This is a genomic window from Microcoleus sp. B9-D4 (assembly GCF_036705105.1).
Taxonomy (GTDB): domain Bacteria; phylum Cyanobacteriota; class Cyanobacteriia; order Cyanobacteriales; family Microcoleaceae; genus Microcoleus.
Genome location: NZ_JAUBTS010000060.1, coordinates 1 through 25535 on the forward strand (window position 1 = coordinate 1; position 25535 = coordinate 25535).

26 protein-coding genes are annotated in these 25535 nt (G+C 43.9%); 10 read left to right on the forward strand and 16 right to left on the reverse strand.

Features of this window, described 5'->3' with window-relative positions:
• Positions 1-415 precede the first annotated feature (415 nt).
• Both QUB24_RS26395 and QUB24_RS26400 read right to left on the reverse strand, forming a co-directional pair.
• On the reverse strand, positions 416-679 hold the full coding sequence (locus tag QUB24_RS26395) for a hypothetical protein (RefSeq protein ID WP_333156578.1): 264 nt from the start codon (positions 677-679) through the stop codon (positions 416-418).
• A 90-nt stretch (positions 680-769) separates the two neighbouring features.
• Positions 770-1057 carry a mechanosensitive ion channel domain-containing protein gene (locus QUB24_RS26400; RefSeq protein ID WP_333156579.1) on the reverse strand — a complete coding sequence of 96 codons (288 nt, stop codon included), beginning with the start codon at positions 1055-1057 and terminating at the stop codon, positions 770-772.
• A gap of 364 nt (positions 1058-1421) precedes the next feature.
• On the opposite strand from QUB24_RS26400, the gene ahcY reads away from it, so the two are divergent.
• The 3 genes from ahcY (at position 1422) to QUB24_RS26415 (ending at position 5355) form a co-directional block, all read left to right on the forward strand.
• Positions 1422-2699, forward strand: coding sequence for an adenosylhomocysteinase (ahcY, locus tag QUB24_RS26405; RefSeq protein ID WP_333047387.1), 1278 nt, complete (start codon positions 1422-1424; stop codon positions 2697-2699).
• Between the two features lie 168 nt (positions 2700-2867).
• Positions 2868-3485: a DedA family protein gene (locus QUB24_RS26410; protein WP_333156580.1), complete on the forward strand. Its 618-nt coding sequence runs from the start codon at positions 2868-2870 to the stop codon at positions 3483-3485.
• Between the two features lie 445 nt (positions 3486-3930).
• Positions 3931-5355, forward strand: coding sequence for an NADP-dependent isocitrate dehydrogenase (locus QUB24_RS26415; RefSeq protein WP_333156581.1), 1425 nt, complete (start codon positions 3931-3933; stop codon positions 5353-5355).
• Positions 5356-5542: 187 nt separating this feature from the next.
• On the opposite strand, the gene QUB24_RS26420 is transcribed toward QUB24_RS26415, so the two are convergent.
• On the reverse strand, positions 5543-6151 hold the full coding sequence (locus QUB24_RS26420; RefSeq protein WP_333156582.1) for a glutathione S-transferase N-terminal domain-containing protein: 609 nt from the start codon (positions 6149-6151) through the stop codon (positions 5543-5545).
• A gap of 137 nt (positions 6152-6288) precedes the next feature.
• Here QUB24_RS26420 and QUB24_RS26425 point away from each other — a divergent pair, with 137 nt between their 5' ends.
• Positions 6289-6681, forward strand: coding sequence for a DUF2358 domain-containing protein (locus QUB24_RS26425; RefSeq protein WP_333156583.1), 393 nt, complete (start codon positions 6289-6291; stop codon positions 6679-6681).
• A gap of 90 nt (positions 6682-6771) precedes the next feature.
• Here the strand turns inward: QUB24_RS26425 and QUB24_RS26430 are convergent, their stop codons facing one another.
• The 3 genes from QUB24_RS26430 to QUB24_RS26440 all read right to left on the reverse strand — a co-directional run bounded on the left by QUB24_RS26430 (position 6772) and on the right by QUB24_RS26440 (position 7576).
• On the reverse strand, positions 6772-7005 hold the full coding sequence (locus QUB24_RS26430; RefSeq protein ID WP_333156584.1) for a hypothetical protein: 234 nt from the start codon (positions 7003-7005) through the stop codon (positions 6772-6774).
• Between the two features lie 75 nt (positions 7006-7080).
• The gene (locus tag QUB24_RS26435) at positions 7081-7314 is read right to left on the reverse strand and encodes a hypothetical protein (protein WP_333156585.1); all 234 of its coding nucleotides are present in this window, start codon (positions 7312-7314) and stop codon (positions 7081-7083) included.
• A 100-nt stretch (positions 7315-7414) separates the two neighbouring features.
• Positions 7415-7576, reverse strand: a complete 162-nt coding sequence (locus QUB24_RS26440) for a hypothetical protein (protein WP_333156586.1) — start codon at positions 7574-7576, stop codon at positions 7415-7417.
• A 170-nt stretch (positions 7577-7746) separates the two neighbouring features.
• On the opposite strand from QUB24_RS26440, the gene QUB24_RS26445 reads away from it, so the two are divergent.
• The 5 genes from QUB24_RS26445 to QUB24_RS26465 all read left to right on the forward strand — a co-directional run bounded on the left by QUB24_RS26445 (position 7747) and on the right by QUB24_RS26465 (position 14004).
• Positions 7747-8775: a DUF1822 family protein gene (locus tag QUB24_RS26445; protein ID WP_333156587.1), complete on the forward strand. Its 1029-nt coding sequence runs from the start codon at positions 7747-7749 to the stop codon at positions 8773-8775.
• 66 nt (positions 8776-8841) lie between these two features.
• Positions 8842-12117 carry an nSTAND1 domain-containing NTPase gene (locus tag QUB24_RS26450; RefSeq protein ID WP_333156588.1) on the forward strand — a complete coding sequence of 1092 codons (3276 nt, stop codon included), beginning with the start codon at positions 8842-8844 and terminating at the stop codon, positions 12115-12117.
• Between the two features lie 16 nt (positions 12118-12133).
• On the forward strand, positions 12134-13378 hold the full coding sequence (locus QUB24_RS26455) for a hypothetical protein (protein ID WP_333156589.1): 1245 nt from the start codon (positions 12134-12136) through the stop codon (positions 13376-13378).
• A gap of 174 nt (positions 13379-13552) precedes the next feature.
• Positions 13553-13768: a hypothetical protein gene (locus QUB24_RS26460; protein WP_333156590.1), complete on the forward strand. Its 216-nt coding sequence runs from the start codon at positions 13553-13555 to the stop codon at positions 13766-13768.
• The gene (locus QUB24_RS26465; RefSeq protein WP_333156591.1) at positions 13765-14004 is read left to right on the forward strand and encodes a type II toxin-antitoxin system PemK/MazF family toxin; all 240 of its coding nucleotides are present in this window, start codon (positions 13765-13767) and stop codon (positions 14002-14004) included. Before QUB24_RS26460 ends, QUB24_RS26465 begins: the two co-directional genes overlap by 4 nt.
• A gap of 207 nt (positions 14005-14211) precedes the next feature.
• Here QUB24_RS26465 and QUB24_RS26470 read toward each other — a convergent pair whose 3' ends face one another.
• On the reverse strand, positions 14212-14541 hold the full coding sequence (locus QUB24_RS26470; RefSeq protein WP_333156592.1) for a DUF433 domain-containing protein: 330 nt from the start codon (positions 14539-14541) through the stop codon (positions 14212-14214).
• A 298-nt stretch (positions 14542-14839) separates the two neighbouring features.
• On the opposite strand from QUB24_RS26470, the gene QUB24_RS26475 reads away from it, so the two are divergent.
• Positions 14840-16012, forward strand: a complete 1173-nt coding sequence (locus QUB24_RS26475; protein ID WP_172188640.1) for a TRC40/GET3/ArsA family transport-energizing ATPase — start codon at positions 14840-14842, stop codon at positions 16010-16012.
• 211 nt (positions 16013-16223) lie between these two features.
• On the opposite strand, the gene QUB24_RS26480 is transcribed toward QUB24_RS26475, so the two are convergent.
• From QUB24_RS26480 to QUB24_RS26520, 9 genes are all read right to left on the reverse strand, one after another.
• Positions 16224-17057 carry a hypothetical protein gene (locus QUB24_RS26480; protein ID WP_333156593.1) on the reverse strand — a complete coding sequence of 278 codons (834 nt, stop codon included), beginning with the start codon at positions 17055-17057 and terminating at the stop codon, positions 16224-16226.
• A gap of 253 nt (positions 17058-17310) precedes the next feature.
• On the reverse strand, positions 17311-17604 hold the full coding sequence (locus QUB24_RS26485; protein ID WP_333156594.1) for a hypothetical protein: 294 nt from the start codon (positions 17602-17604) through the stop codon (positions 17311-17313).
• Positions 17594-17719: a BrnT family toxin gene (locus QUB24_RS26490; protein ID WP_333156595.1), complete on the reverse strand. Its 126-nt coding sequence runs from the start codon at positions 17717-17719 to the stop codon at positions 17594-17596. Before QUB24_RS26490 ends, QUB24_RS26485 begins: the two co-directional genes overlap by 11 nt.
• Positions 17716-18072, reverse strand: coding sequence for a DUF5615 family PIN-like protein (locus QUB24_RS26495; RefSeq protein ID WP_333156596.1), 357 nt, complete (start codon positions 18070-18072; stop codon positions 17716-17718). The genes QUB24_RS26490 and QUB24_RS26495 overlap by 4 nt, the downstream gene beginning before the upstream one ends.
• Positions 18056-18421: a DUF433 domain-containing protein gene (locus tag QUB24_RS26500; protein ID WP_333156597.1), complete on the reverse strand. Its 366-nt coding sequence runs from the start codon at positions 18419-18421 to the stop codon at positions 18056-18058. The genes QUB24_RS26495 and QUB24_RS26500 overlap by 17 nt, the downstream gene beginning before the upstream one ends.
• 194 nt (positions 18422-18615) lie before the next feature.
• Positions 18616-18888, reverse strand: coding sequence for a hypothetical protein (locus QUB24_RS26505; protein ID WP_333156598.1), 273 nt, complete (start codon positions 18886-18888; stop codon positions 18616-18618).
• A 99-nt stretch (positions 18889-18987) separates the two neighbouring features.
• Positions 18988-21321, reverse strand: coding sequence for a DNA phosphorothioation-associated putative methyltransferase (locus QUB24_RS26510; protein WP_333156599.1), 2334 nt, complete (start codon positions 21319-21321; stop codon positions 18988-18990).
• Positions 21322-21533: 212 nt separating this feature from the next.
• A complete protein-coding gene (locus QUB24_RS26515; protein WP_333156600.1) occupies positions 21534-24947 on the reverse strand; it encodes a response regulator in 3414 nt (1137 codons plus the stop codon).
• A gap of 124 nt (positions 24948-25071) precedes the next feature.
• Positions 25072-25503 carry a response regulator gene (locus QUB24_RS26520; protein WP_333156601.1) on the reverse strand — a complete coding sequence of 144 codons (432 nt, stop codon included), beginning with the start codon at positions 25501-25503 and terminating at the stop codon, positions 25072-25074.
• Positions 25504-25535: the final 32 nt, after the last annotated feature.

Below are 25535 nucleotides of genomic sequence, written 5' to 3' on the forward strand. Positions count from 1 at the left end.
GGATTTTCCTTAAAGCTTTGTGGGATACCACCATGCTCTGGGACCTGTCTGATGAGTGTGCTATATTCGGATTCTCTCAGGTTGTCGGAGATTGTCTGGATTAAAAGTATCAGAAGTCATATCAATTCTGGTTGCACTCCTCCGGAATTGTTGACTGTTGACTGTTGACTGTTGACTGTAGAAGGAGGGGTCGCCAAACTGAATGATGGTTGAGTGTTGGATGTTGACTCGATTTTACGCCCGACTTTCGAAGCGCGGATTTGAGATCAGAGGAAAGTTCGGCCCCGCCCAGTGTACGGGATTTAACGGAGTTAACGGATGGGTGTTGAGGGAAGAAGTCAAGCGTGAAGCAAGAGGATTTTTCCAACTCTCCCACTCTCCCACTCTCTCCCTCTCTCCACTCAAAATTCAAAACTCACTCACGGTAAATTGTTCGATCGTACAAAGTCACCAGTACCGGTTGAGGAATTTTAATGTCCGCCCGGATGCACGCTACTTTAATCGCCACCACAGCCCTGGTGTTTGTCCGTCGCACCTGTGCTTGTTCGCGCAGCGTCCAATAGCGGACAATAAGATGCAAAGAACCATCGTTTAAGCCTGAAGTATCAACATCATAGGCTAAATTTAAAGGCAAGTTAGTTCGCCTGCGGGGCAGGCCTATTAGTAAGCTGTTGTGCATTTAAATTGTATATTGAGGGCGTGATCTCCTGCCCAACCCCTACTCCCCACACCAGTAAAGATTTATTTGACTATGCAATTTAAATGCGGATTAGCTTACCCGCACTGAATTGGTAAATACGATCGCCTTCGGCATGATAACTCGCTCTCCCCGATCGCTAATAACTTGAGTTGAACGCCGCAAAATCTTTTCAACAGTACCTTCAAAGCCTTCTACAATTATTATCCGATCGCCCAATTGAAAAGGTTCGTGCAACAGCAAAAATATTTCCGCTAAAAAGTATTTGAAGATGTCTTGGAACGGGAAACTAATCCCTACTGAACCCAGTCCTAACCAATAGATGATATCTGCAGGGTGCCAAGCTGGGAACGCAATCACGCAGGCGCTCAAACTGCCAGCAGCCCAAGTGAGAGTGTCAATCGATTTTAGATTTTAGATTTTAGATTTTCGATTGAAGCCTTGACCCCACGGATAAATTCGCGGGCTTGTATCCTCGATGCTTTCGGTCAAATAATTAAAAAATGCCACGCTAACACAAAAGATTGAGATCCATCGGCCGACAGGAATGTTTGACTCTCACTGTGCGGGTGACTCCATCGACTCGCTCGCTAATCATTAAAACACAATCAAAATTTAAGATTAGCAGCGCCAACCCCGATCGAGTAAAATCACAGCACTTGCCCCCCGATGACTTAATCTGCTAAAACTAACAAAGTTTGATGATTTCTGAGAAATAACATACATGGTTGCTACATCCGTCAAGATTAAACACGAAGTCAAAGACTTGTCCCTCGCCCCCTTGGGAAAGCAACGCATCGAGTGGGCCGGCCGGGAAATGCCCGTTTTGCGGCAAATTCAAGAACGCTTCGCTAAAGAAAAGCCTTTTGCTGGCATTCGCTTGGCTGCTTGCTGCCACGTAACCACAGAAACCGCTCATTTGGCAATCGCCATCAAACTCGGCGGTGGCGACGCCGTACTGATCGCCAGCAACCCCTTGAGCACTCAAGATGACGTAGCGGCTTGCTTAGTTGAAGACTACGGCATTTCCGTCTTCGCCCTCAAAGGAGAAGACGCGGCTACCTACGAACGTCACGTCTACACAGCCCTAGACCACCGCCCCAATATTATCATCGACGACGGCAGCGACGTGGTAGCCGCCCTGATCCAGCACCGCCCGAACCAAATTTCCGACTTAATCGGAACTACCGAAGAAACTACCACAGGCATCGTGCGCCTGCGGGCCATGTTGAAAGACGGCGTGCTGACTTTCCCCGCAATGAACGTCAACGACGCCGACACCAAGCACTTCTTTGACAACCGCTACGGCACCGGTCAATCTACCTTAGACGGCATTATCCGCGCTACCAATATTTTGTTAGCCGGTAAAAATATTGTGGTTGCAGGTTACGGTTGGTGCGGCAAAGGCACGGCACTGCGCGCCCGTGGTATGGGTGCTAACGTAATTGTCACCGAAATCGATCCGATTCGGGCGATCGAAGCAGTGATGGACGGTTTCCGCGTCATGCCGATGGACGAAGCAGCAACAGTCGGAGATATATTCATTACCGTTACCGGCAACAAACACGTCATTCGTGCCGAACATTTCGAGACAATGAAAGACGGCGCAATTGTTTGCAATTCCGGTCACTTCGACATTGAAATTGACCTCAAATCCCTCGGCGCAAAAAGCACCGACGTGAAAACAGTCCGGTCTTTCACTCAAGAATATCATCTCAATAATGGCAAGTCGATTATTGTGTTGGGCGAAGGTCGTTTGATCAACTTGGCAGCAGCCGAAGGACACCCCAGCGCCGTGATGGATATGAGCTTTGCTAACCAAGCTTTAGCCTGCGAATATCTAGTTACGAACAAAGGCAAACTAGAGCCTGGTATTCACTCAATCCCCGTAGAAGTTGACAAAGAAATTGCCCGTCTCAAATTGGAAGCAATGGGTATTCACATTGATACCTTGACTGCCGAACAAATTGAGTACACAAACTCTTGGACTTCGGGCACTTAATCATCGTTTATCGTTCCCAGGCTCTGCCTGGGAATGAATACAAGGAGGCTCTGCCTCCCTCATGGGGAGTTGAGGCAGAGCCTCGCTTATATGCGTCCCCAGGCTGTGCCTGGGAACGAGCAAAAACGAGCAAAATACAAAGTACCTATTACCAATTATTAAATCAAAATGGTTGAATGGATAACTAACACAATGCAGTCGATGGGCTATCTCGGAATAGGACTGTTGATGTTTTTAGAAAATCTTTTCCCCCCCATACCCTCAGAATTGATTATGCCACTGGCAGGATTCACGGCATCCAAGGGTGATGATATGCAGTTAGCGCCGGCGATCGCAGCAGGAGTAATCGGTACAATTCTGGGGGCGTTTCCCTGGTACTATGCGGGTAAATTATTGAGCGAAGAACGCTTGAGGAATTTAGCCGACAAATACGGCAAGTGGATCACAGTATCGGGCGCCGATATTGACAAAGCAAATAGATGGTTTAACAGACACGGCAACAAAGCCGTGTTTTTGTGTCGCCTCGTACCGGGAGTTCGCACCCTAATTTCCCTGCCCGCTGGCATCAATAATATGCCTTTAATTCCTTTTTTACTATACTCAACAGGTGGCACTCTTTTATGGGTAAGTTTCCTGACTTTTGCCGGATATAAACTAGGGGAAAATTATACACTTGTAGAGGAATATCTTGGCCCGGTTTCCAAAATAGTTGTGGTGATTATAGTCATCTGGTGTATTTTGTGGGTTGTCAAAAAGAATATGCAGAAGGAAAAATATCGCAAATAAATGCAAATTTTGTGAAAATAATCGGCGTTTATTTGCGTTCATCGGCGGCTACAATCACCATTTTGACCCCACCCAAAAACGCATACAACTTTCCGACAAAAGTCGCGAGGCGTTCAAAATTTTAGACTAAGGTTCAACCTCCCAGATTCATCTGGGGAGTAAATCTAAAAATCAAAAATCAAAAATCAAAAATCCACTGACTTGTTTCCAGCATCTTCTCAACCTTAGCGCTGAAAGATAGAGAGGGAGATTTGAGAGAAACTTCTGCTATCTTTGCTACTTTTTTAAATTTACGTTTAAATTGGCGATAGCCCAAAAGTCACAGTGACGGGCAGCCTATCGCCCAAACATTAAACTTAAATTTATACAAATATTTAGGATTGGTGGAGGTTTAGGCAGACAATCGTGGCAAAATAGGGAACATTCCTATCCGCCCTGTTAAGATATGTACGAAAAGATTGTAGCCCCGACAACTGGTTCTAAAATTACTTTCAAAGACGGTTTGCCGATCGTCCCCAATGACCCGATTATTCCCTTCATTCGCGGCGACGGTACGGGCGTTGACTTGTGGCCTGCATCCCAGAAAGTCATGGATGCTGCGGTAGAAAAGGCTTACGGTGGCGATCGAAAAATCAACTGGTTTAAAATCTATGTAGGCGACGAAGCCTGCGATGTCTACGGTACTTACCAATATCTGCCCCAGGATTCCTTAGACGCCATCAAAGAATACGGAGTCGCCATCAAAGGGCCGCTGACAACCCCAATCGGGGGCGGCATTCGATCGCTAAACGTAGCTTTGCGGCAAATCTTTGACCTTTACGCCTGCGTGCGGCCCTGCAAATATTATGCTGGAACACCATCGCTACACAAAACCCCTGAACTCCTAGATGTAATTATTTACCGGGAAAATACAGAAGATATTTACCTCGGAATTGAATGGGCAAAAGGCAGCGAAATCGGCAAAAAATTGATTGAATTCCTCAATAATGAGTTAATTCCAGCAACACCCGAACATGGCAAAAAACAAATTCGCCTCGATTCTGGAATCGGAATAAAACCCATTAGCAAAACAGGTTCTCAGCGTTTAGTACGGCGCGCCATTACCCACGCTTTACGGTTGCCGAAAGATAAGCAGCAAGTGACTTTGGTGCACAAAGGCAACATCATGAAATATACCGAAGGAGCTTTCCGAGATTGGGGTTATGAATTAGCAACCACCGAATTTCGCGAACAGTGCGTAACGGAAAGAGAGTCTTGGATTCTGGGAAACAAAGAAAAAAAATCCGACATTAGCTTAGAAGATAATGCTCGCCAAATAGACCCAGGATACGATGCTTTGACCCCAGAAAAACAAGCCAAAATTCGTCAAGAAGTAGCCGACGTTCTGTTTGCAATTTGGGACAGTCACGGCAGCGGCAAGTGGAAAGAAAAAATCATGGTCAACGACCGAATTGCTGACAGTATTTTCCAACAAATTCAAACCCGACCGGCAGAGTATTCGATTTTGGCGACAATGAATCTGAACGGGGATTATTTGTCCGATGCGGCCGCCGCCATTGTCGGTGGATTGGGCATGGGCCCCGGTGCGAATATTGGTGATGAATGTGCAGTTTTTGAGGCGACTCACGGCACTGCACCTAAACACGCTGGTTTGGATAAAGTCAATCCCGGTTCCCTGATTTTGTCCGGGGTGATGATGTTAGAATACATGGGATGGCAGGAAGCAGCAGACTTGATTAAGAAGGGTTTGGGAGCGGCAATTTCTAACGGTGAAGTTACTTATGATTTGGCGAGGTTGATGGAGCCGCCGGTGCCTGAGTTGAAGTGTTCGGAGTTTGCTGAGGCGATTATTAAGCATTTCGCCGATTGAGTTTGAGGGCTTTTTTTGAACGGGCTAGAAGCCCGTTCCACAAAAGTCAATTTGCTTGTGGGGAGTAGGGGTTGGGCTTCTAGCCCGCCCGCTGTTTATTAAGAACGGGCTAGAAGCCCGTTCCACAACCAGTCAACTTGCTTGTGGGGTGTCCCGCCCTCCCGACAATACAATTTAGATGGGGGGTTTATAATGATGGAACCGCCATTCCGCGCTCAACGGCGGGACGCTTCTGCAAGGTTTCTACCCAACGTTTGAGGTGGGGGTGGTTGTCGAGGGTTAATCCTTGAAATTCGTAAATAGCAACCCAGGGATAGGTAGCAATGTCGGCGATGGAATAGTCGCCGCAGATGTATTCGTATTTTGCTAGTTGAGTGTCTAATACTCCGTAGAGCCGCAAGGTTTCTTTTTCGTAACGCCCAATCGCATAGGGAATTTGTTCGGGTGCAAAGCGTTTGAAGTGGTTTAGCTGACCAAACATCGGGCCGACGCTGGCCATTTGAAACATCAGCCATTCCATAACTTGAAAGTATTTTTGTTTGTCGGTTGGCAGAAATCTGCCGCTTTTTTCGGCAAGATAGATCAGAATAGCGCCGGACTCGAAGACGGTGATGCCGTTATCTCGATCGACTATCGCCGGAATTTTGCTGTTGGGGTTGATAGCGATGAATTCTGGGCTAAATTGGTCGTTTTTTGTGATGTTGATGACGTGCACGTTGTAGGGTAAACCTATTTCTTCGAGCATGATCGAAACTTTGCGACCGTTGGGGGTGGTAAAAGTGTAGAGGTCAATCATAGTTGTGATGTTAAGTTGAAAGTTGGCAAGGCAGGAAATAACCTGATATACTATCACAATTTGGACTAAAATTGCGGATTTTAAATCTATCGTGTTAAAATTATATTCTAATAATACAAGAATAACGATCGCTCGAAATGGATATTCTGGAAATTCTCAAAGACGATTATCAAAGATTTCCCGATAATCAGACTTACAGCATCTATGCAAAAGATGTTTATTTTGAAGATCCGGTGAATCGATTTACAGGAGTCGATCGCTACCGCAAAATGATCGGGTTTATGGGGACTTTTTTTCAGGATGTAAATCTCGATTTGCACGGGATTTCGCAGTCGGGAGATACTATAGACACTCGCTGGACTCTGAGCTGGATCGCACCGCTACCTTGGAAACCGAAAATGGCGATCGCCGGTAGAAGCGAACTCAAAATCAACAGCGACAGTTTAATCGTTTCTCACATCGATTATTGGGACTGTTCGCGGTTGGATGTTCTCAAACAGCTTGTATTTCCAGTCAAGACTAATGTATAAAAATGATGCTTGTCAAGAAACCGAGTTTCTACCCCGATATTGATAGAAACCCGGTTGCTCAGACCTGAGCAAAAATCAAAGAAATCAGCATTAATCGCGGGCTAACCACCAAATCAATGCTCCAACAGCGATTACTGGCGCTGCAATTGCAACGGCGGGTGCGATCGCGACTGACATTGCGGTTCCTGTTGCTGTAGCCACAGTAGTGATACCAACACCACCCGTAGTAGTAGCAATTCCAGTAGCAGTTACACCAGTAGCGGTGGCTAATTTTGCGGCAATTAAGGCACCGCCGGCAGTAGTGGCTAAACCATTATTGTTCATAAAGGAATCCTTTGAAGTTGAAGGTAATAAGGCGATCGAAAAGGAAAATTATCCCTTGATAATTCTGCCTTTCTGCTAATTGACTTTACTAACTTTTGCGATATCAGACTTTTTCCCATTTCTCGGATTATCTATTGTGCGCCAGGAATCGTCATTGAAATCGATTAGGACTTCTTGACCTACATCTACCCCAAGACTGTCGGGATACCAGACAATATAGCGATCGCCACTCTTGGCTTGAGCAAGTATTTTATAATTGGGATACTCAAGTCCGAAAGACTGTACAACGCGAAAAGATTCGGTTCTCATTCTATTCTCCTGTTGTCAGATTGATATTGTTGAGTATTTTTGAGATATTTCAGGGTTGATAAGGGCTATCAACAGGTATTGATAGCCATTCAACTACTGGCTAAGAGAACAAGTTAAAAACGAAAATTGCTCCTTCAATCAGCCAGTCGCTCAAAAAGTTATTTTCGTCCCCGTCCCCGATCGTAAAATCTGCGTGATGGATCTGATGCGCGTGAGGCTCGTGAAAATGGAAATTGTGTTCGCGATCGAATTGTTCGTGCATTTATTTGCCTCCATTTAGGCTGCTTGATTTGTTGCTTTAGCGAAGTTTTCCTCGACTGATTTGATTAGACCATGAAGCAATTAATATGGGCGTTAGTAATTTTCCATAATCCCCGTTAATGATAGGTATGTTATGATTGACTACAATGTCAAGTAAAAAGACGATTAACTATGTCTCAAATTTTGCCTAGCTGTTGTAACAAAGCTGCCAAAACCTGGGAGATTCAAAAATTGTTTAATGACTTAGACCAGAAATATAAGGTCTTGTTGGGTGAAAGTAAAGACCTGGGGAGTTTTGAAAAAACATATTTATGTTTATTGCTTTCTGGAGTTGAACCCAATCAAATGTGCGACAAACTAGATAAAATTTATGTTCCTGTTGAGACAATAAGAGTTAAGCTTTCTACACGAAATGGTTTATATGATTGCATCCGAAGATTAACCGGAGGTCAAATAAACAATTGGAGAGATCCAATCATTCTTTTTCTCAATAAAGGCTATCGCAAAAGCGAAGATGTAAAAGAGAAAGAAGAAACTCTTCTAGTGATGACTTGTGATGTCGAGGTTTCAGAAGAAATCTTAAGAACCTTGGAAGAAACCATGAAGCAAATCTTAGGAGCTAATCAGATGAAAATACAAAAAATAGAGAGAGGGAGTCTAATTATATATTGGCAAGGTTCTCGGTCATCCTACGAACAAATTGAAGTTTTGTTTAGAGAAGGGGTACTTTCTGATAGATTGGGAGTACCTGTTTTGGAAGTACAGGTTGTTCCAAACGAAGAACAGGTGAACTTAAGTCAGTGGTTTGAGAATATTTTTACAGCAGGTTGGCAGAGTGTAGAAGAGTTGCTGACACCGCAACAATTAAGTCCGACTGTGTGGAGCGATCGCGTCAAACAAGGTAAACTATTTAACCTAAGAGCAGACTTAATTAGTCATGCTGTCAACCTAGTCATTAACCTGACAAGAGCAAGCGAAGATAAAGTATCTGTTTGGCTGCAAGTCTATCCAAGTGGAGAAAATTATTTACCACTCAATCTCAAATTACTGGTGTTAGCCGAGGGCGAAGTTTTCAAGGAAGTGACTGCCCGAAGTGCCGATGTTTTGATTCAATGTCAGTTTGATGCCGATCCGGGCGACGAATTTAGTGTCAAACTAGCCTTGGGAGAAGTGAGCGTCACGGAAAAATTTGTGCTTTAATCTAATTAATGTGTTTTCGGGTAGGTGTCTCGCCTGCCTCGCACTATCAATTAACTGAGGGGAAACATGGGTAAGTTAATCCGCTTAGACATCCAAGGTGACTTCGATTCAGCTTTTTCTGTCACCGCACAGATTCTCAAAGACTCCGCACCCTTTCCCCTCATCGCCGGAGAGGCGGGGAAATTACCTAGAAATCCAAATATTAAAGAAGCGTATCGTAATTGGCAGGCACACTACAGAAGCATAGTAGCACCTATTCCTAAATTTCCCTTGACTGACCGTCCTAGTTTTGAAAATGTTTCTGGCAATATTCAAGAAAATGATTTTGAGCCTTTCCGAAGAGAGACTCAAGATTTGATAGCGAACTTCAATAATTGGTTAAAACATCAAGATTTTCAATCAGTTGAGTCGCTGTTACGGACTCACTTAGAACCGGGAGAGGAAAATCGCATACTGCTGCTAACCAATAACCCTTGGTTGCGAAAACTGCCTTGGCATGAATGGGATTTACTCAGGGATTTTTCTCAAACAGAAGTGGGATTTAGTTCGCCAAATTTTCAGCAGTTAAAACAACTTTTAGCCTCTCAAGACAAAGTAAAAATTCTAGCTATTTTGGGTTATCAAGCAGATATAGTATCTCAAGGACAGCCCATTCAAAATTTAGGGAATCATGTAGAAGTTACTTGGCTCAAACAACCCAAACGAGAAGAGTTAGATGAACCGCTGTGGAAACAACAATGGGATATACTTTTTTTTGTTGGACATGGGGAAAGTCAAGATGACTGGAAAACAGGAACTATCTGGATTAATAAAAATGATAAGATAACCATAGGCGAATTAAGGAATCACTTTAAAAAAGCGATTGATAATGGATTGAAGCTTGCCATTTTAAACTGCTGCGATGGACTCGGTTTAGCGCACTCCTTAGCCGAAGGGGAAGATTTATATTTGCCGCAAATAATTGCGATGCGGGAAGAGTTGCCTGTTGCAGTTGCACCTCGGTTTCTACAATATTTTATGGAGGAATTTACTCAAGGAAATTCCTTGTATGCTTCGGTGAGGAAAGCGCGACGGCGGCTACAAATTTTAGAAAAAGAGTTTCCCTGTGTAAGTAATTTACCTGTAATTTGTCAAAATCCCGCCGTTAAACCTTTGCGTTGGAACGATTTAGTAATTCCCCCCAATCCTTATCAGGGTTTATCGGCTTTTCAGGAGAAAGATGCAGCCTTATTTTTTGGCCGAGAAACTTTTACCAATCAGCTTGTCAAAGTTGTAGAAACTAAAAAACTGGTAGCTGTAATTGGTGCTTCAGGAAGTGGGAAATCTTCAGTAGTATTGGCAGGTTTAATTCCTAGTTTGCGTCAGCAAGAAAACTGGTTAATTGCTAACTTGCGCCCGGAATCTACTCCTTTTGAGAATTTTGCGAAAGCGCTACTGTTACCTGTGGCGCAATTAGAAACGGGTGAAAATGAGGGAGTTACTGAGGTTAATGCCGAGGAAATTAACCAACTAGCTATAGATTTGCAAGAGGGGAATCGCACTTTATCTGATGTGGTAAAAAGCGTCGGTAGCAGTCGGCGTTTTCTGTTAGTAATTGACCAGTTTGAGGAAATTTATACTTACCCAAATCAGAAAAATCGGCAATTTTTAGATTGTTTATTGGATGCGGTACAAAATTTTTCAGCCTTCAGATTGGTGATTACTCTGCGGGCTGATTTTTTGGGGCAGGCAATAAAATATGATCCTTTTCGGGAACAGTTAGACAGATGGAAACCGGAATTTATCGGTGGGATGGTGAGAACCGAATTGCAAGCGGCAATTGAGGAACCTGCTAAGAAACGAAATGTCTATCTGGAAGCGGGATTGACAGAACATATTCTCAATGATGTGGGTGATGAACAGGGTAATTTGCCATTGTTGGAATTTGCGCTTACGGAACTTTGGAAACAGCAGGAAAATGGTTTGCTGACTCGTCTGAAATATGATGAAATTGGTGGAGTAGAAAAGGCTCTTTGCCGACACGCCGAAGGGGTATATGATGCGCTGAAAGAGGGGGATAAGGAACGGATAAAGCAGATTTTTATGAAGTTGGTGTCGCCGGGAGAAGGCACGGAATACACGCGCCAACTGGCGACTCGCGCTGAGGTAGGGGAAGAAAATTGGGATTTGGTAACGCATTTGGCGACGGCACGTTTGGTGGTGAGTAATCGCAATGAAACGACTCAGATAGAAACGGTGGAAATTGTGCATGAGGCTTTGATTAAAGCATGGCCGGATTTGAGGAAATGGATTGAGGACAATGATACTTTTTTGAGATGGAAAAAGCGGTTAAAGGTGGCGTTTATGGAATGGGAAAGGAATGAGAATAAGGAGGGTTATTTGTTGCAAAGCGCACCCTTGGGAGAGGCGGAGGGGTATTTGTTGCAACGGTTGGAGGAGATAAGTAAGGCGGAACGGGTGTTTATTAATCTGAGTTTAGAACAGGAGCAAGCACGCCAAGAGCGGGAGTTGCAGCAGGAGAGGCAAGCGAGAATTGCTGCTCAGAAGATGACTGGGGCGGCGATCGCTTCTTTGCTAGTAATTATCGTTTCTGGGGGTTTTGCTTGGTGGCAAAGACAACAATCTCTCCGTATTATTCAAGATGTTTCTGCGGGGATTGATGTGGGTACGCCGCAACTTCTTTCTATTTTGCCGGATTTCTTAAAAATTGCTGACGGGCATAGGAATGCGGGAGATATCGATCGGGCGCTTTCCTATTATCGTAAAATTTTAACTGAGGCTGATAAATTGCTTAAGTCTTCACCAAATGATCAGGAAAATTTGCAGTCGCAGGATCGACAAAAGTTGCAAAATATTTTCTTGAAAGCTGAAAATTCGCTGGTGGAAACGATTCAAAAATATCGGTTGCCACAGTTGGAGGAACAGCTAAAGAATGGGCAAATTGGAAAATTGCTGGATAACACTTCTTTACTAAGTTATGAAAAGCAATATACAGAAGGGGCGCTTCGCACTACTTATGCAATTATGATGCGAGAATTGGGAGCGAAAGCAGATTTGAATGACGATGGGGAATTGAAAACACATGAAGAGGCGGAGCATCTACCCTGCGAAACTTTAAAGGCGATCGATGTCTTGTGGCGGAAGTACACCCAGAACTACTGTGGCTGGTATGATAAAAAATCTGCTTATCAAGCTCCTCAGTGTAAAAAGCTAGATGGGCTAACTCTCACCAGTAAAATATTAATTATCCCACCTTATGATGTCGCAATTAATCGTCTTAATACCTGTAAAGTTGTTAATGCGCCCGCTAATCCCAACTCTTCAAATAGTCTAATCACCTAACTTAAGGAATACTATTATGAACAGATGGAAATTTCGCCGAAATACTAGTCGCTTGATTTTATTTTTAGCCAGCTTACTCACATTAATTGTGATTTTGATAACAGGAATGAGCAGTTATGCAATTACACCGGATGGCGCTTACCTTGGCAAAATTGAAGGAACAGGATTAGCGATCGGTGCGAGCAACAGTCGCGATCGCAAACCCGCGACTCTACAACAGAAATTGCGACAGAATACAATTTTATATGTTCCAGGTGGAAATAAACCTTGGGCTCACCTCGGTTTCTTCCAGGATGCACCTTTAGATAGTTCAGGATTATTAGTAAAAGCAGGGCCTTCTCAAATTATTTCTGAGTGGAGTTTTCCTTGTAGCGCCAGAGGTCGATTTACAATTGCTTGGAAAAAGGGGAGTGACAGGGGATGTGAAGCGGGAGTTAAATTACAAAGTAGTAGTAAGAAAAGTGGCTTGCCAAATAATAACCTTCAAGCTTCTCGGAGACTGTTAGCTCAAGCTGAAGATGAGGTGACGGTTGTACCAACTCCGGGACAAAGTACCATTCAAACTGCTGATAATGCTACTGGTATCAGTATTGATGTGTTAGTAGGAGATGTGCGGGTTAAATCAGCGAAAAATCCCGGCGGTAGATTGGTTAAAGCTGGAGAAAGATATAATTATCCTCAAGATACAATTACACAGATAGATACAAATCCAATTCTGAATTCTCCTGAGATGCAGGAATTTTTGAATCCTAATAATTGGTCGTCGCCAGAGATTCCTCAAAGAGTTGCTGATGGAATTGCTGGACAATTAGGAGAAATGCGAACAGCTTTAGGGCAGGGTTCGCCACCAGTAGCATCAAACTCAGGAAATAATAATAATTCAGGTCAGTCATCTTTGAATCAGTCGCCACAACGAACAGCACCTCAATCTACACAACCTCAACCGCAAGCACAAAATTCTAGTTATACTGAAGGATTTTGCTTTATTCACAATAGAGGATGGTGGCAGTTAAGTACACCTAGTGAGCCTGATGAGTGTAGAGACTCGTGTGCCGGAAAAACAGATTGCCAAACGAGTGGAGGTAGATATTTACCTGATGACCAGAATCAAGTATTGGTTAGTTGTGAGGGATATAGCCAAACTTTTGTAGGGATTGGAAGGGAACCCTTAAGTAAAGCCCTCGAGGCAGTCTCTTATCCTGATAATTATAAACCTTCTTGTACATTCAGAGTAATAGGATCGTCTCCTGAGCCACCATAACCCATTACTCCCTAAACTATAAGAGAACAATTCTCAATAACTTGTAATTTGTCAAGTTATGTAACAAGCATCATGCCTGTTTTACAGATGGGGTGCGATATGTTATGGATGATGAGGTATAATAGGAGGAGAAGTCAGCCCGAAAATCAACTTTAACAAAAATAATAACTCAAAATGGTAAGTACCTATCGTTTAAAAGCTAGTGAACTCGATCAGAGCTTTTTAGAAAGATTAAAAGCCACTTATGGAGATCAAGAAATAGAAATCAGTGTTTCTAACTTAACAACACAACTAGAAGCGATGGCAAACGATCCATCTATTCAAGCTGAGATTCAGCAAATAGAACAGGAATTTAAAATAACTGAAATGGATGGTTTAACTGATTTATGACCATTCAAAGAGGCGAGATTTATTTTGTTAATCTTAATCCTGTTCAGGGAAGAGAACAAGCAGGACAAAGACCTGTGTTAATTTTATCCATTGATTCCCTTAATAAGTTACCCTTAGTTGTGACTGTAATTGTAGGAACAAAGGGTGAAAATATTACCCGTGATTTTCCCACCAATGTTCGTGTTTATTCTTCAGAAAGTGGACTGTCAATGGAGACTGTTTTTTTATGTTTTTAAATCCGTTCTTTGGATAAGAATCGTTTTTTTGATTCTCCAGCGGGACGAATTTCTGAAACTAAAATGGCAGAAATTGAGGCATCAATTCGTTATTGTTTAGGGTTATAGAATATTCTCAATGAGAATATTATTTGTAGTTCATTGTTGTAGAGAAGAAGATTCGATGTAGATCGGATATTCTTCTCTAGAACAAATATTTTAAAGGCATTATGCTTTCTTAACAACCTCTCTTTCTGCTCTTAGTTTTCTCAGGCGGATAGCAGAGGGAGACGGGTTAAGTTCTTGTGCTTTAAGTTGCTGATGACTCCACTCCAACCAATCAGCAATGTAGTTACTAACAGCCTCCTTATTATGCAGATAATAAAGGATAGTAGCATAAACTTGTTCCAAGTTAAGAGATGGATAAGTTTGAGCAATTTGTTCGGGAGTGCGAGCGCGATGAATGAAATTATAGAGGATGGTTTCAATGCCGATTCGCGTTCCTTTGACCCGAATATCATCGGGCCGCTGAAAGTCAAAATAGTCTTCGAGTTGCATGGGCGAATACTTTTATTTTAAAGTTGGTGGAAATTGAGTTGCTAATTGATATTATATCATGTCGCTTTTTATTGAATAAGTATTAAGTACGATCGCCATTTTTGAACACCTAAAAATTAAGTGCGATCGCCCTCTCAACTCAACCATCTATTGACATTGTACAAATTTAGTGCATCACAGGAAATGCACTGTGTCAAGTGCGGCGCGATCGCCCAAATTAATTTCCCCACAAAATTAATTTTCTTTACATAACGTTACAATATAGGAGTAAACTACTTTCAGGCGAGCTAAACAATCAATGCGCTTAATATTAATGACTGGAAAAGGTGGCGTCGGCAAAACCTCCGTAGCCGCTGCGACTGGGCTGCGGTGTGCCGAATTGGGATACAAAACCCTAGTGCTGAGCACAGATCCCGCCCACTCCTTAGCCGACAGCTTCGACATGGAACTCGGGCACGATTCGCGGCTGGTGAAACCGAATTTGTGGGGAGCAGAATTAGACGCTCTCAGGGAATTAGAAGGCAATTGGGGAGCAGTTAAGCGCTACATTACTCAAGTCTTGCGTGCCCAGGGACTCGAAGGGGTGCAAGCTGAAGAATTAGCCATCTTGCCAGGAATGGATGAAATCTTCGGTTTAGTCCGAATGAAGCGGCATTACGACGAAGGCGAATTTGATGTTTTAATTATCGATTCTGCTCCGACGGGGACAGCATTGAGACTGCTAAGTTTGCCGGAAGTTGGCGGCTGGTACATGAGAAAATTTTACAAGCCGCTGCAAGGCATATCAGCCGCCCTTAGACCTTTAGTTGAACCAATTTTTAGACCAATTGCGGGTTTTTCTTTACCAGACAAAGAGGTGATGGATGCACCTTACGAATTTTACGAACAAATCGAAGCTTTGGAAAAGGTTTTAACTGACAATACTGTCACTTCGGTAAGGTTAGTTACCAATCCCGAAAAAATGGTAATTAAAGAGTCTCTGCGCGCTCATGCCTATTTGAGTTTGTACAATGTAGCCACAGATTTAGTAGTAGCTAACCGGATTATTCCCGCAGAAGTAACCGACCCATTTTTCAAACGGTGGAAAGAAAGCCAGGAACAGTACCGTCAGGAAATTCACTCAGATTTCATGCCGCTGCCAGTTAAGGAAGTGCCACTTTATTCCGAAGAAATGTGCGGTTTGGCAGCTTTGGAACGGTTGAAAGAAACGCTTTACAAAGACGAAGACCCCAGTCAAGTTTATTACAAAGAAAATACGATTAAGATCGTGCAGGAAAACAATCAATATAGTCTTGAACTGTATTTGCCCGGAATTGCTAAGGATCAGATCCAGTTGAGCAAAACGGGAGATGAGTTGAATGTTCGGATTGGGAATCACCGCCGTAATTTGGTGTTGCCGCAAGCTTTAGCGGCGCTGCAACCTTCAGGGGCGAAGATGGAGGATGATTATTTGAAGATTAAGTTTGCTTAATTAGGGCTAAAGTCCTCACTACGAACCTTGTTGGATTTTGTAGTGAGGACTTCAGTTCTTTATTTTGTTTTTAGTAGTTGTCGTTTTATGACAGCAAGAGATATCAATTTTAACTCCGAAAGAATCGGAGATACCAAACTAGAGGTTACGGATATAGACATATAGCGGTTTAAGTTCGGTTATCGGTATCCAGTTAAAAATGGATGATGATTCAGTATGGCGCAGCGATCGGCTGAAATTGCATATCATTAAAATCAAATAATAGGACAACGTTGGTTAATCCTTCCGCTGTTATCTCTGCCGCATAGAGGTTGCCTTCAGCCGCCCAGACTAGCCGTTTGCCATCCAGGTCTGCCCACTCCCATTGGGGATAACTAATCGTGGCATTAGTAGCCCGATTAATTAGTGAATGTTCATCCCAATAACAGCCTTTCCCCTCTGGGTGATCGATCTCGGCATGGGCGATTTTGCGGAGTATCCAGCCGTTGCCGATCGATTTTTCAAAGATATGTTGGGCTTTCCTTTTGCCGAACTGTACGTGATCGACCAGTTGCCAACCATCGCGTAAAAGTCGAGGGTAATAGACGCCGAGACACTCGTTGTTGCCATAATTGCAGGTTGGGGCGTAGGTGGTGTCGCGACGGACTGTCGAAGTATCCCGCAATATCTGGTGGCCGTAGTAGCCGTCGTTGAGCCAGTAGGTGGCTCGGCTCGTCCACAGACCACCCCCATTCCAACAATCCCCCTTGGGGAAGATGGCGATCGCTTTGAGGTATGGTGCTTGTGAAATCGCAGTCCAGGCACCACAGGCCTCCGATTGCCAGCGACCATTCATCGCGAAGTAAATCAGATATTTGCCGTCGGGTGAGAGGTCACTCCGGCGTTCGTAGATGCGTCCCTTTAACCATTGTCCCAGTTGGAATCGATCGCATTGTCGATCCCATAGCATTGTTGCAACCTGCTTCGACGGGCCGCGTCGAATGATTAGTCCGACGGGAGCTTGACTGGCAAGCAGAATATGAATGCGAGCAGGGAATATTTTCATTAATGGTCGATCGTCCGAATGCGGATTTGTACAGTTTTAATCGGCGATGAAAGAACTCCTCCGACAGCGGTGGAATATCGGAGGTATCGATATCTTTATCGCTCATTTCGTCGATTCTAGCCCAGTCTGTTTTTGAGGTATTGTTCATAGCGTCTGCGTTCATGAGGCAGTGACTTGCGTAATGAGATACCGTGTCGTGTTAGCTATCTGAATGTTTGATCGATCGCCTTTTTGTACTGCTGGCTCGACACACTTAACATGATTTAGCATGAATGACTTCCTTTAATGCCTCATCAATCACTGCATCGCTGACACCTCGACGCTTCAAACTTGCTACTAAGGCTGTCACTGTATCGCTCTCAAATAGTTCTAAATCAACGCGCAAACCTTGACCGATATAAGCACGAATTAATGGCTGATAACCCAAAAAACCCAACAATGGTGCAACTTTCTTTAGATCTTCCACCACATCTTCGGGCATACGGATCGTCACGCTAGTCATTGGACGGTTGCGGTTTAATCGCTGCTTTAATGCTTCAACCTTCATACTCTGCCCTCTCCTGACGAGTTGCTTTACGTGCTGAAATAATCCGAATGACATTTTCTTCACGCTCAATGTGAACCACATACAGTAGATTCCACCGACTATCTAGCCCAATCACAGTATAGGGAAAGGGATGAAAAGAATTCGACCTTCATATTCATCAGGCTGACTGCAAAAAATAAATAGTTCTAAATCATCAATGATCTTACCAATGGGTGCTGTTGCAATAACCTCAATAACTCCAAGCATAGGTAGTCCTTGATTGACTCGCTCGTAGGCATACATCGTAATAGTGGCCACATCATGGGTAAGTAAGATGCGTCCTTCATTAGCCGCCCATTCTAAAATATCTGGATCGTCAGTGTGAATCAGCCCTACATCTTGGACACGAACAATATCTAATTCAGGCAAACGTCTCACCAGCCCACGCAATATGCCTCCATTAAAATTTTCATCAGTTAGAAGGCGCACTTGGTATCGACTCCCCTTTTGACTGATAACGAGTAAGCAAACGTTGTCTCAGATCAACTAAGTTGTGTTGTCGAGAAAGTTCTTGTCTCAGTTGCTGAGATTGTTGGCTGCGCTGTTCCAAATAACTGTCAATTTCCAGACGATGGTTTAGATAGTAAGCAATGGTACTGTATATGTCTTCTAAGCGAACAACTGAATACTGAATAGCGATTTCTTCGGGAGTGGAGCCATTGTGGTATGAAGCAAGTATGCTATCTAGGGTGACTCGACTCGAACCTATACGGATACCTCCCGCTTCATCCCAACGGAAAGGAGGAGAGGTTGCTTGGAATTTTGCTGGGGCGCTCATTAGGGACATATTCTACCTGACTGGAACTGTATCAAAACATTGTAGCAAGAAGCCTAATGCTTTGTCGGAAGGTAATGAAAGCCAACCATTAAAGCCCGTGTCTACGATCGCCTCATGCGTGTGAATTTTTCCATCAGAGTCACATATTGAAAGCGAGATAATCGCTTCAAAATCAGCATTAACGATTCCTGAGATCATACAGATCTCTTGGTTCGTCCACCGAATCGGCGAACGTGACGATACCCAACCCGAACAATCCAGATTTGAGGATTTGGGTGACGAGATTCAAGGCGATCGCAAGCAGCTATTTCACTCGCATCAACTTCAAAGTCTCCAGTTTCAAGGTCGAGCGCTACAATTTTACCTTGATTCTCAGATTCGATTTGTGAGCGTATTTGAGTTTGGTAAATGCGATCGCCACGTTGAGCAAATTCTTCTTTGCTATAGAGGGGTTGACGGACTACCATGATTGCGACTTTTCCTCAATCGTTGCCTTAACTATAATTATATTGGTTTGGGCTGAAAAATTGTTTAAGTCCCCCTAAAATCATACTCTGCTTCCATAACTATTCCTCTCCCTCTTCTTTTCCATCCTCAGCGCCCTCTGCGCTCTCTGCGGTTCGTTCAATCTTTCCTGGATTCAACTCAATCTTTTTCTGCTGGCGTTCCAACGCAGCTTTTTGCAGCATTTTCAATTTTTCTGGGTCAGCATTCGCTCGCCAAAACAACTTATGATCCTTAATTTTAACGCAATTTTCCTCCAAACACTTCACCAATTCTCGATGTTTCTTAACTGCGCCACGATCTAGAATCCCTAACTTTTCTTCTTGGCGGGTGAGTTTCGCAAACTTTTCGTAATGGGGATAACTAGCAGTAACAAAAGCTTCTTTTCTAACTAAAATTGGCGGATTATACACATCAGAATAGTCTTTATAGCTCACAGAAAGGTCGCGCAAATGTATGTGCATAGCCGTGTGGAGGGCTGGATGCGGGTTACTGTCAAAATCGGGATAAAATAAATAGGAAATTTGAGGTTTGCGAGCGTAAAATTTGATGATTGTCGCGCCGTCAAGTCTGCCAATTGTGCGGTTGGCGCAGCCTTCGTAGAGCCTGAGCAAAGGGTCTAGTTCTTCTAATGCAGAGACGTGAACTGAAAGAGTACCGGGCTGTTTGTAGCCGATCGCACTATCTTCGCAGCAGTCCGCAACAATATCAGGTTTGCCCAAACTATATAGCATTAAATCTGCCAAAGTGCAAGCTTTTTGATAATTATCAAACAAACCTTTGATGTCGTTGCGGATTTGAGCCGGGAGTCGGCGCATCGAAGGCCGTGAAGCGTAGCTATCCCGTAGGGAATCGCCCAAACCGTTGAGAGCCAGATATACTAACAAATCCTGGCGGCGCTTGTCGGCGATTGTCTCCCAATCATCCGCATCCGTTGCTTGCAAAATCACCCTCCAAGCGCGATTAAAACTGTGAAATTCCCCCTTAATCGCCGATTCTTCCGCTAGTTCGCCTTTAACCGGAAGGCGGCCCCGATCGCTCACAAAAGCCATCAAAGGAGCCAACATTTCCGCATAATCCTCAAACCGCTTAACTTGCGATCGCACCCTGGGAGTCGATAAGTGCGATCGAAACCGAGAAGCACGAAAACCTTCACCCTCCGCCGCATCCCGAAATACAAAATAAATCCCCAAAGCCGCAGGAATTGCATCAACATTCAAAACTTGGTCAATATAAACCTTTAACTCTTCTTGTTCGTAATACTTCTGAAAGGTATTCCGAGAAGTAATCACCCCATCCCCGTAAGCAATTTGACCTCGATCGCTATCATCAATCAAAACCTGAGCCGCTACAACTAATAAACTCTTAGTTAATTCCCAAGCATTCAGCAACGCTTCTCGTCGTTCCGCCAAAGATTCGATTACATTAATCACATAACCAATATTCACAATATCAGCACAAATTCGCGGAGTATCCGGCTGATAGTAGGGGTCCCAACCCGAAATAGCATAACCCTCTTGTGCAATATATTTAACATCCCCGCCGTAACCGCAACCGTAATCAAAAAAAGTCGCCCCGTCCCTCACTAAATCAGCTTCTAAAACCAGACGCAGAGGTTTAGAAAGCGAATTGCGTACCATTGCAGCTTTGTGTCGCTCGATCTTAGGAATTGATAGCTCACTATTCTCCTGTTTCAAACGCTCGACAACAGTATGATCTTGGATTTCTACACCGCAATATCCCAAATATTTGAGCCAACCCTCGCGAGTGCCGATAACGCTAGTATTGTCAAGCAGTCCCCACTTTTCCTCGCAGCGAGTGAGTCGAGCAAACTTTTCGTAATTGGGATAATCCGCAGCTACAAAAGTTTCTTTCCGGTGCAAAACCGGGGGATTTTCGCTGTTGCTGTAATCGAAATATTTAACTTCCCCTGTTGCTAGATTAATTTGGATGCTGGTTTGCAAAGCAGGATGAGCATCTGTATCGAAATCAGGGTAAAAAAGATAAGATATTTTAGGTTGATGGAGTGAAACTTTAACTAAAGTTGCTTCATCAATATTTTCGAGAGTGCGTCTGGCACAATTTTCGTAGATTCCGATGACTGGGTTGAGTGCTTGCAAAGCCGAAACGTGAACGTAAAAAGCCGTTGGTAATTTTTTCCCCACCTTGCTTTCCCGACAGCAGCGAGCCACTTTTGCCACCAGGTTGTCAACACATAAATTATTGATTTCATCGGGCGGCCCCGGCACAGCATTTACAGAATCTTGCTCAGAGATCGCCTCGTTTTCATACAATAAAACTTCTTGAGCAAAAACCATCAAAGGCGTTAGCAGTTTTTCATCATTTTCTAATGAATCGCTATCTAAAATAGTGTTTGTACTGGTATCGTAATTCATAGCTAAATTAATTATTTTTTAAATTAACCGCAGAGAACGCAGAGGAAACGGAGTGAAGAAAGAAACAAACAAATTTTCCCTATTATAATTTTTATATTTAGGATGCGCCCTCCGTACCGTACCGCTTTATTTATTAGTTTTTTAGAGAAAAATTATTTTTTGTACGGGCGATTTTAATCGCCGACTAATATCGACTCCGAGCGAGTAAGATATTAACCCAACATTCGAGTTTCCACAAATTTTTGAACCTGGGCTAAATGACTGGACAAACTCACTAATATGTTCTCAATCCTCTCAATATTTAACAATTCCACCTCTGGTGGTTCAGATTGAAAGCCTCGCGCTTGATGCTCCAATTGTGCGGCCAAATCCGACATTAGAGCAACTCCCACATTAGCAGAAGTTCCTTTGAGACGGTGGGCTTGATATTCCACAGCTTGCCAATCTTTAGCTTCTAGAGCGAGTTTGGCAGCAGCCATATCAGCTTGGGCGTCTGCCACAAAAGCTTGCAAAAGTCGCTCTGGCAATTTAATATTAACTCGCCCGAGTTGCTCCAATCTGCTCTTGTCGAACAGTCCGTCGTAGTCTCTATGTTCCCAAGTTTGAAGTGCGATCGCCCTTGGTGTCGGCAGAGCCACAACTTGCGCTTTTTCCACAACTTCTGTATAATTTGTTGCTAATTGAGATTTATTTTCCGAATTAATACTTTTTACTCCATACTTATTTTCACCCTGAACATTTAGGGCTTCATACTTTTTCAGGGCCGCCGCCAAAGCATCTAAATCTACAGGTTTGCTGAGATAATCGTCCATCCCCGCCGCCAGACACTTTTCTCGTTCCCCCGGCATAGCATGAGCAGTTAAAGCCATCACAAAAGTATGCCGCTCGCTTCCTTCGATTTCCCTCAGCTTTTGCGCCGTTTTGTAACCGTCAAGTACCGGCATTTGACAGTCCATCAGCACTAAATCATAGCTTTTTTTTGCCAGCAAATCCAGCGCTTCTTGACCGTTCACCACGCAGTCAGCCTGATAGCCTAAAACTGCCAACTGTTCGACAATAACTTGTTGATTAATCGGGTGGTCTTCCGCCAGCAAAATTCTCAGCGATGATGGCGAATTGGGAGTAACATATTGAGAATTAACTGCTGGCAACTTGCAAGTATTAGCAGCCTCCAATCTCCCAAAATCTCCTGTTCCCTTCACCGGCGCCATTGCCTCAAGCAGGCGACTTGGCCGCACCGGCTCGATCAAATATCCGTTAAAACCATGACTGCAAAGCGATTCAGCCTTCGGCTGTTCCCGCAAAGCAGTCATGGCGATTAACGAGCCAACTGTCGAGGTCGATCGCACTTTCCTAGCAAATTCTTCCGCATCCAACTCCGGCATTTGCAAGTCCACAAGCACCACATCCCAGCTTTTTCCCCCCTCCCCCGAATTCTGAGAAATCCCGCGCTGGGCATTTTTCACCCAACTCAAAGCCTCAGCAACAGTTTCTGCCTCATCGCAGCGGGCCCCCCAACTTTGAGCGAGCGATCGCACCGCTGCCCTCCTCAAAGCGCTTCCAGAGACTACTAACAGCTTCTTGCCCACAAGTTCGGGATCGTGAGGCTCAACTTGCAACTGTTTTTCCAAAGGTACAGTAAACCAAAAAGTAGCACCGCTGCCTAGCAAACTGCGAACTCCAATGTCCCCTCCCATCATCTCCACTAACTGCTTACAAATAGCCAAACCCAAACCCGTCCCGCCGTAAGGCCTAGTAGGAGAATCGTCTACCTGAGAAAAAGATTGGAACAGCTTTGTTTGCCCTTGGGCCGAAATTCCAATGCCAGTATCCCGCACGGAAAACAGCAATCTTGCTTGTTGTCTACCGTCTGCGAGTCGGTTGCCCTGTTTGACAGTTACGTGAACTAGAACTTGACCGCGATCGGTAAATTTTATGGCATTCCCCGTCAAATTCAGCAAAACTTGCTTCAATCTGCCCGAGTCGCCCACCAACTTTCTCGGCACTGAGCTGTCAACTAAAATATTCAATTCAATACCTTTCTCTTCTGCCAAATGCGCTATAATTTCTATCACAGACTCAACGCAAGTATCCAAATCAAAATTAGACTTTTCCAGTCGCATTTCTCCCGCTTCAATCTTAGAGAAATCGAGGATATCATTAATAACATTTAGCAAATGTTCAGCACTGCGGTAAATCGTCTGAGCACAGTCCCGCTGTTTCTGTTCCAGAGGAGCGCGCAGCAGCAATTGAGCCATTGCCAAAACCCCATTCATCGGAGTGCGAATTTCGTGACTCATGTTCGCCAAGAATTGCGATTTCACCCGGCTAGCTTCTAAGGCAGTTTCCCGCGCTTCCACCAACTCATTAATCTTGTCGGCAACCATCACAATTCCCCCAACTTTCTCGTCTGGATCGTACCAAGGGTGAGCAGCCCACCGCAGGTACAGAACAGATCCGTCGGCTCGTTCCCAGGCATCTTCGCTCACAGAAACTACCTGACCTGTGAGCGCTTGTTGGTACATTACTTTCCAGCGATTCGGTGTATCTGGAAACAATTCGTAATGGCTAAAATTATTCAGAGATGGCAACTTTAAATTAAATTGACTAACCCATTTTTTAGAGTTAGCCATATAGCGCATTTGTGTATCGAACATCGCCATTGCTACAGGCACGCAAGTAATAATTTGTCTCAGTTGCTGTCGTTCCCTTTCCAGAGCATATTCCGCCTGTTTCCGCTCAGTAATGTCGCTAATCATGCCGGCCATTCGCAGCGGTTTTCCTTGGGAATTCCGCTGAGCTTTTCCCTGAGAAGTGCAGTAGCGGTAAACACCGTTCGAGTGTAGCAGCCGGAATTCTACATTATAGTCTATTTCTTGTTCCAAGTGAGCGGCGATCGCCGCGACGATTCCCTCCTTGTCATCGGGGTGCAGGCGGTTGTATAGAGCTTCCATAGTCCTGCCAAATTGCTTTCGCGACAAACCGATAATTTCCAAAAGGCGATCGTTCCAATAAACCTCATTTTTACTTAAATCCCAATCCCAAATTCCGTCGTTCACTCCCTCTAAAACTAACCTGTACCGTTCCTCACTTTCCTTGAGTTTTTGACTGGTATGAAACGCCTGAGATTCGGCGCGATAAACGCGCATTGCATTGTACAAACTGCGAGATAAACTATCGGAAGAAAGCTTATTTTTAGCGATATAATCCGAAGCTCCTGCCTTCATCAATTCCACAGCAATTTGTTCGTCGCCTTGACCTGTGAGCACAATTAAGGGAACTTTTAGCCCAGCTTCTCGTAGATTTTTTACCAAACTCAGCCCGTCTCCGTCCGGCAATCCGTAGTCGAGCAATACGCAGTCAAATTTGCACTCAAATATTTGATTTAATACCAGCCCCTTTTCTTTATGATCAACCTCGCTTAAAGGTTGAGATTTATTGTGTTTGGAGAGTTTTGCGGTAGCCTGAGTATAATTTTTGCTGACCGAGAGTTTCGCCAGGGCATCCGCGCAGTCTTCTGCTTCAGTAACTTCTGCCGAAACACCAGCGGACTTGAGCAAGCGTTTGATCGCCATGCGATCGACTGCATCGTCATCAACTATCAGAATTGTGAGAATTTTGTCCATAAGAACCGAATTGTGGATTACTCCGAAAAAGCTGAGGCCTACAACAAAAAGTAATTAAAATAAATGCACCACTGAAAAATCACCAAAGCCACCTTGAAACTTTTCCTGTTAAATTTTCTCTTATTTAGGGAATTTCGCTCAGCATCCAGTATCTGTTTAGGGTAGCCATCACTTCCACAAAGTTAGAAAAAGTCACAGGTTTAAGAATATAGCCCGCTACATTCAAATTATAAGCTTTTACTTTATCTCTATCTTCATTAGAAGTTGTGAGGACGATTACCGGAATCGACCTCAAACATTCATCCAGTCGCAATTCTTGCAAAAACTCGATCCCGCTCATTCTCGGCATATTCAAGTCCAGCAAAATCAATCGGCGCGCTTGAGGCATGGGAGGATCTATTTTTCCTTGTCCACGCAATATAGCTAGAGCTTCTAATCCATTGGCAGCAATGTAGAGGGGGTTGACGATGTTATTTTTTTTGAAAGCTCGCCGGACGTTCATCACATCAACCTCATCATCTTCTACCAAGAGAATATGAATTTTTTTGTCTTGCATAAATCAGCCATTTTCTAGATGTTTTTTAAGCG

What these genes read in the sequence shown, in the direction of transcription:
- QUB24_RS26430 (WP_333156584.1), bottom strand. Translation starts at nt 7,005, where the DNA reads ATGAACAATAATGGTTTAGCCACTACTGCCGGCGGTGCCTTAATTGCC.
- QUB24_RS26475 (WP_172188640.1), top strand. Translation starts at nt 14,840, where the DNA reads ATGCGCTTAATATTAATGACTGGAAAAGGTGGCGTCGGCAAAACCTCC.
- QUB24_RS26515 (WP_333156600.1), bottom strand. Translation starts at nt 24,947, where the DNA reads ATGGACAAAATTCTCACAATTCTGATAGTTGATGACGATGCAGTCGAT.
- QUB24_RS26415 (WP_333156581.1), top strand. Translation starts at nt 3,931, where the DNA reads ATGTACGAAAAGATTGTAGCCCCGACAACTGGTTCTAAAATTACTTTC.
- QUB24_RS26465 (WP_333156591.1), top strand. Translation starts at nt 13,765, where the DNA reads ATGACCATTCAAAGAGGCGAGATTTATTTTGTTAATCTTAATCCTGTT.
- QUB24_RS26470 (WP_333156592.1), bottom strand. Translation starts at nt 14,541, where the DNA reads ATGCAACTCGAAGACTATTTTGACTTTCAGCGGCCCGATGATATTCGG.
- QUB24_RS26455 (WP_333156589.1), top strand. Translation starts at nt 12,134, where the DNA reads ATGAACAGATGGAAATTTCGCCGAAATACTAGTCGCTTGATTTTATTT.
- QUB24_RS26485 (WP_333156594.1), bottom strand. Translation starts at nt 17,604, where the DNA reads ATGAAGGTTGAAGCATTAAAGCAGCGATTAAACCGCAACCGTCCAATG.
- QUB24_RS26500 (WP_333156597.1), bottom strand. Translation starts at nt 18,421, where the DNA reads ATGAGCGCCCCAGCAAAATTCCAAGCAACCTCTCCTCCTTTCCGTTGG.
- QUB24_RS26445 (WP_333156587.1), top strand. Translation starts at nt 7,747, where the DNA reads ATGTCTCAAATTTTGCCTAGCTGTTGTAACAAAGCTGCCAAAACCTGG.
- QUB24_RS26480 (WP_333156593.1), bottom strand. Translation starts at nt 17,057, where the DNA reads ATGAAAATATTCCCTGCTCGCATTCATATTCTGCTTGCCAGTCAAGCT.
- ahcY (WP_333047387.1), top strand. Translation starts at nt 1,422, where the DNA reads ATGGTTGCTACATCCGTCAAGATTAAACACGAAGTCAAAGACTTGTCC.
- QUB24_RS26395 (WP_333156578.1), bottom strand. Translation starts at nt 679, where the DNA reads ATGCACAACAGCTTACTAATAGGCCTGCCCCGCAGGCGAACTAACTTG.
- QUB24_RS26435 (WP_333156585.1), bottom strand. Translation starts at nt 7,314, where the DNA reads ATGAGAACCGAATCTTTTCGCGTTGTACAGTCTTTCGGACTTGAGTAT.
- QUB24_RS26440 (WP_333156586.1), bottom strand. Translation starts at nt 7,576, where the DNA reads ATGCACGAACAATTCGATCGCGAACACAATTTCCATTTTCACGAGCCT.
- QUB24_RS26450 (WP_333156588.1), top strand. Translation starts at nt 8,842, where the DNA reads ATGGGTAAGTTAATCCGCTTAGACATCCAAGGTGACTTCGATTCAGCT.
- QUB24_RS26410 (WP_333156580.1), top strand. Translation starts at nt 2,868, where the DNA reads ATGGTTGAATGGATAACTAACACAATGCAGTCGATGGGCTATCTCGGA.
- QUB24_RS26510 (WP_333156599.1), bottom strand. Translation starts at nt 21,321, where the DNA reads ATGAATTACGATACCAGTACAAACACTATTTTAGATAGCGATTCATTA.
- QUB24_RS26520 (WP_333156601.1), bottom strand. Translation starts at nt 25,503, where the DNA reads ATGCAAGACAAAAAAATTCATATTCTCTTGGTAGAAGATGATGAGGTT.
- QUB24_RS26425 (WP_333156583.1), top strand. Translation starts at nt 6,289, where the DNA reads ATGGATATTCTGGAAATTCTCAAAGACGATTATCAAAGATTTCCCGAT.
- QUB24_RS26420 (WP_333156582.1), bottom strand. Translation starts at nt 6,151, where the DNA reads ATGATTGACCTCTACACTTTTACCACCCCCAACGGTCGCAAAGTTTCG.
- QUB24_RS26505 (WP_333156598.1), bottom strand. Translation starts at nt 18,888, where the DNA reads ATGGTAGTCCGTCAACCCCTCTATAGCAAAGAAGAATTTGCTCAACGT.
- QUB24_RS26460 (WP_333156590.1), top strand. Translation starts at nt 13,553, where the DNA reads ATGGTAAGTACCTATCGTTTAAAAGCTAGTGAACTCGATCAGAGCTTT.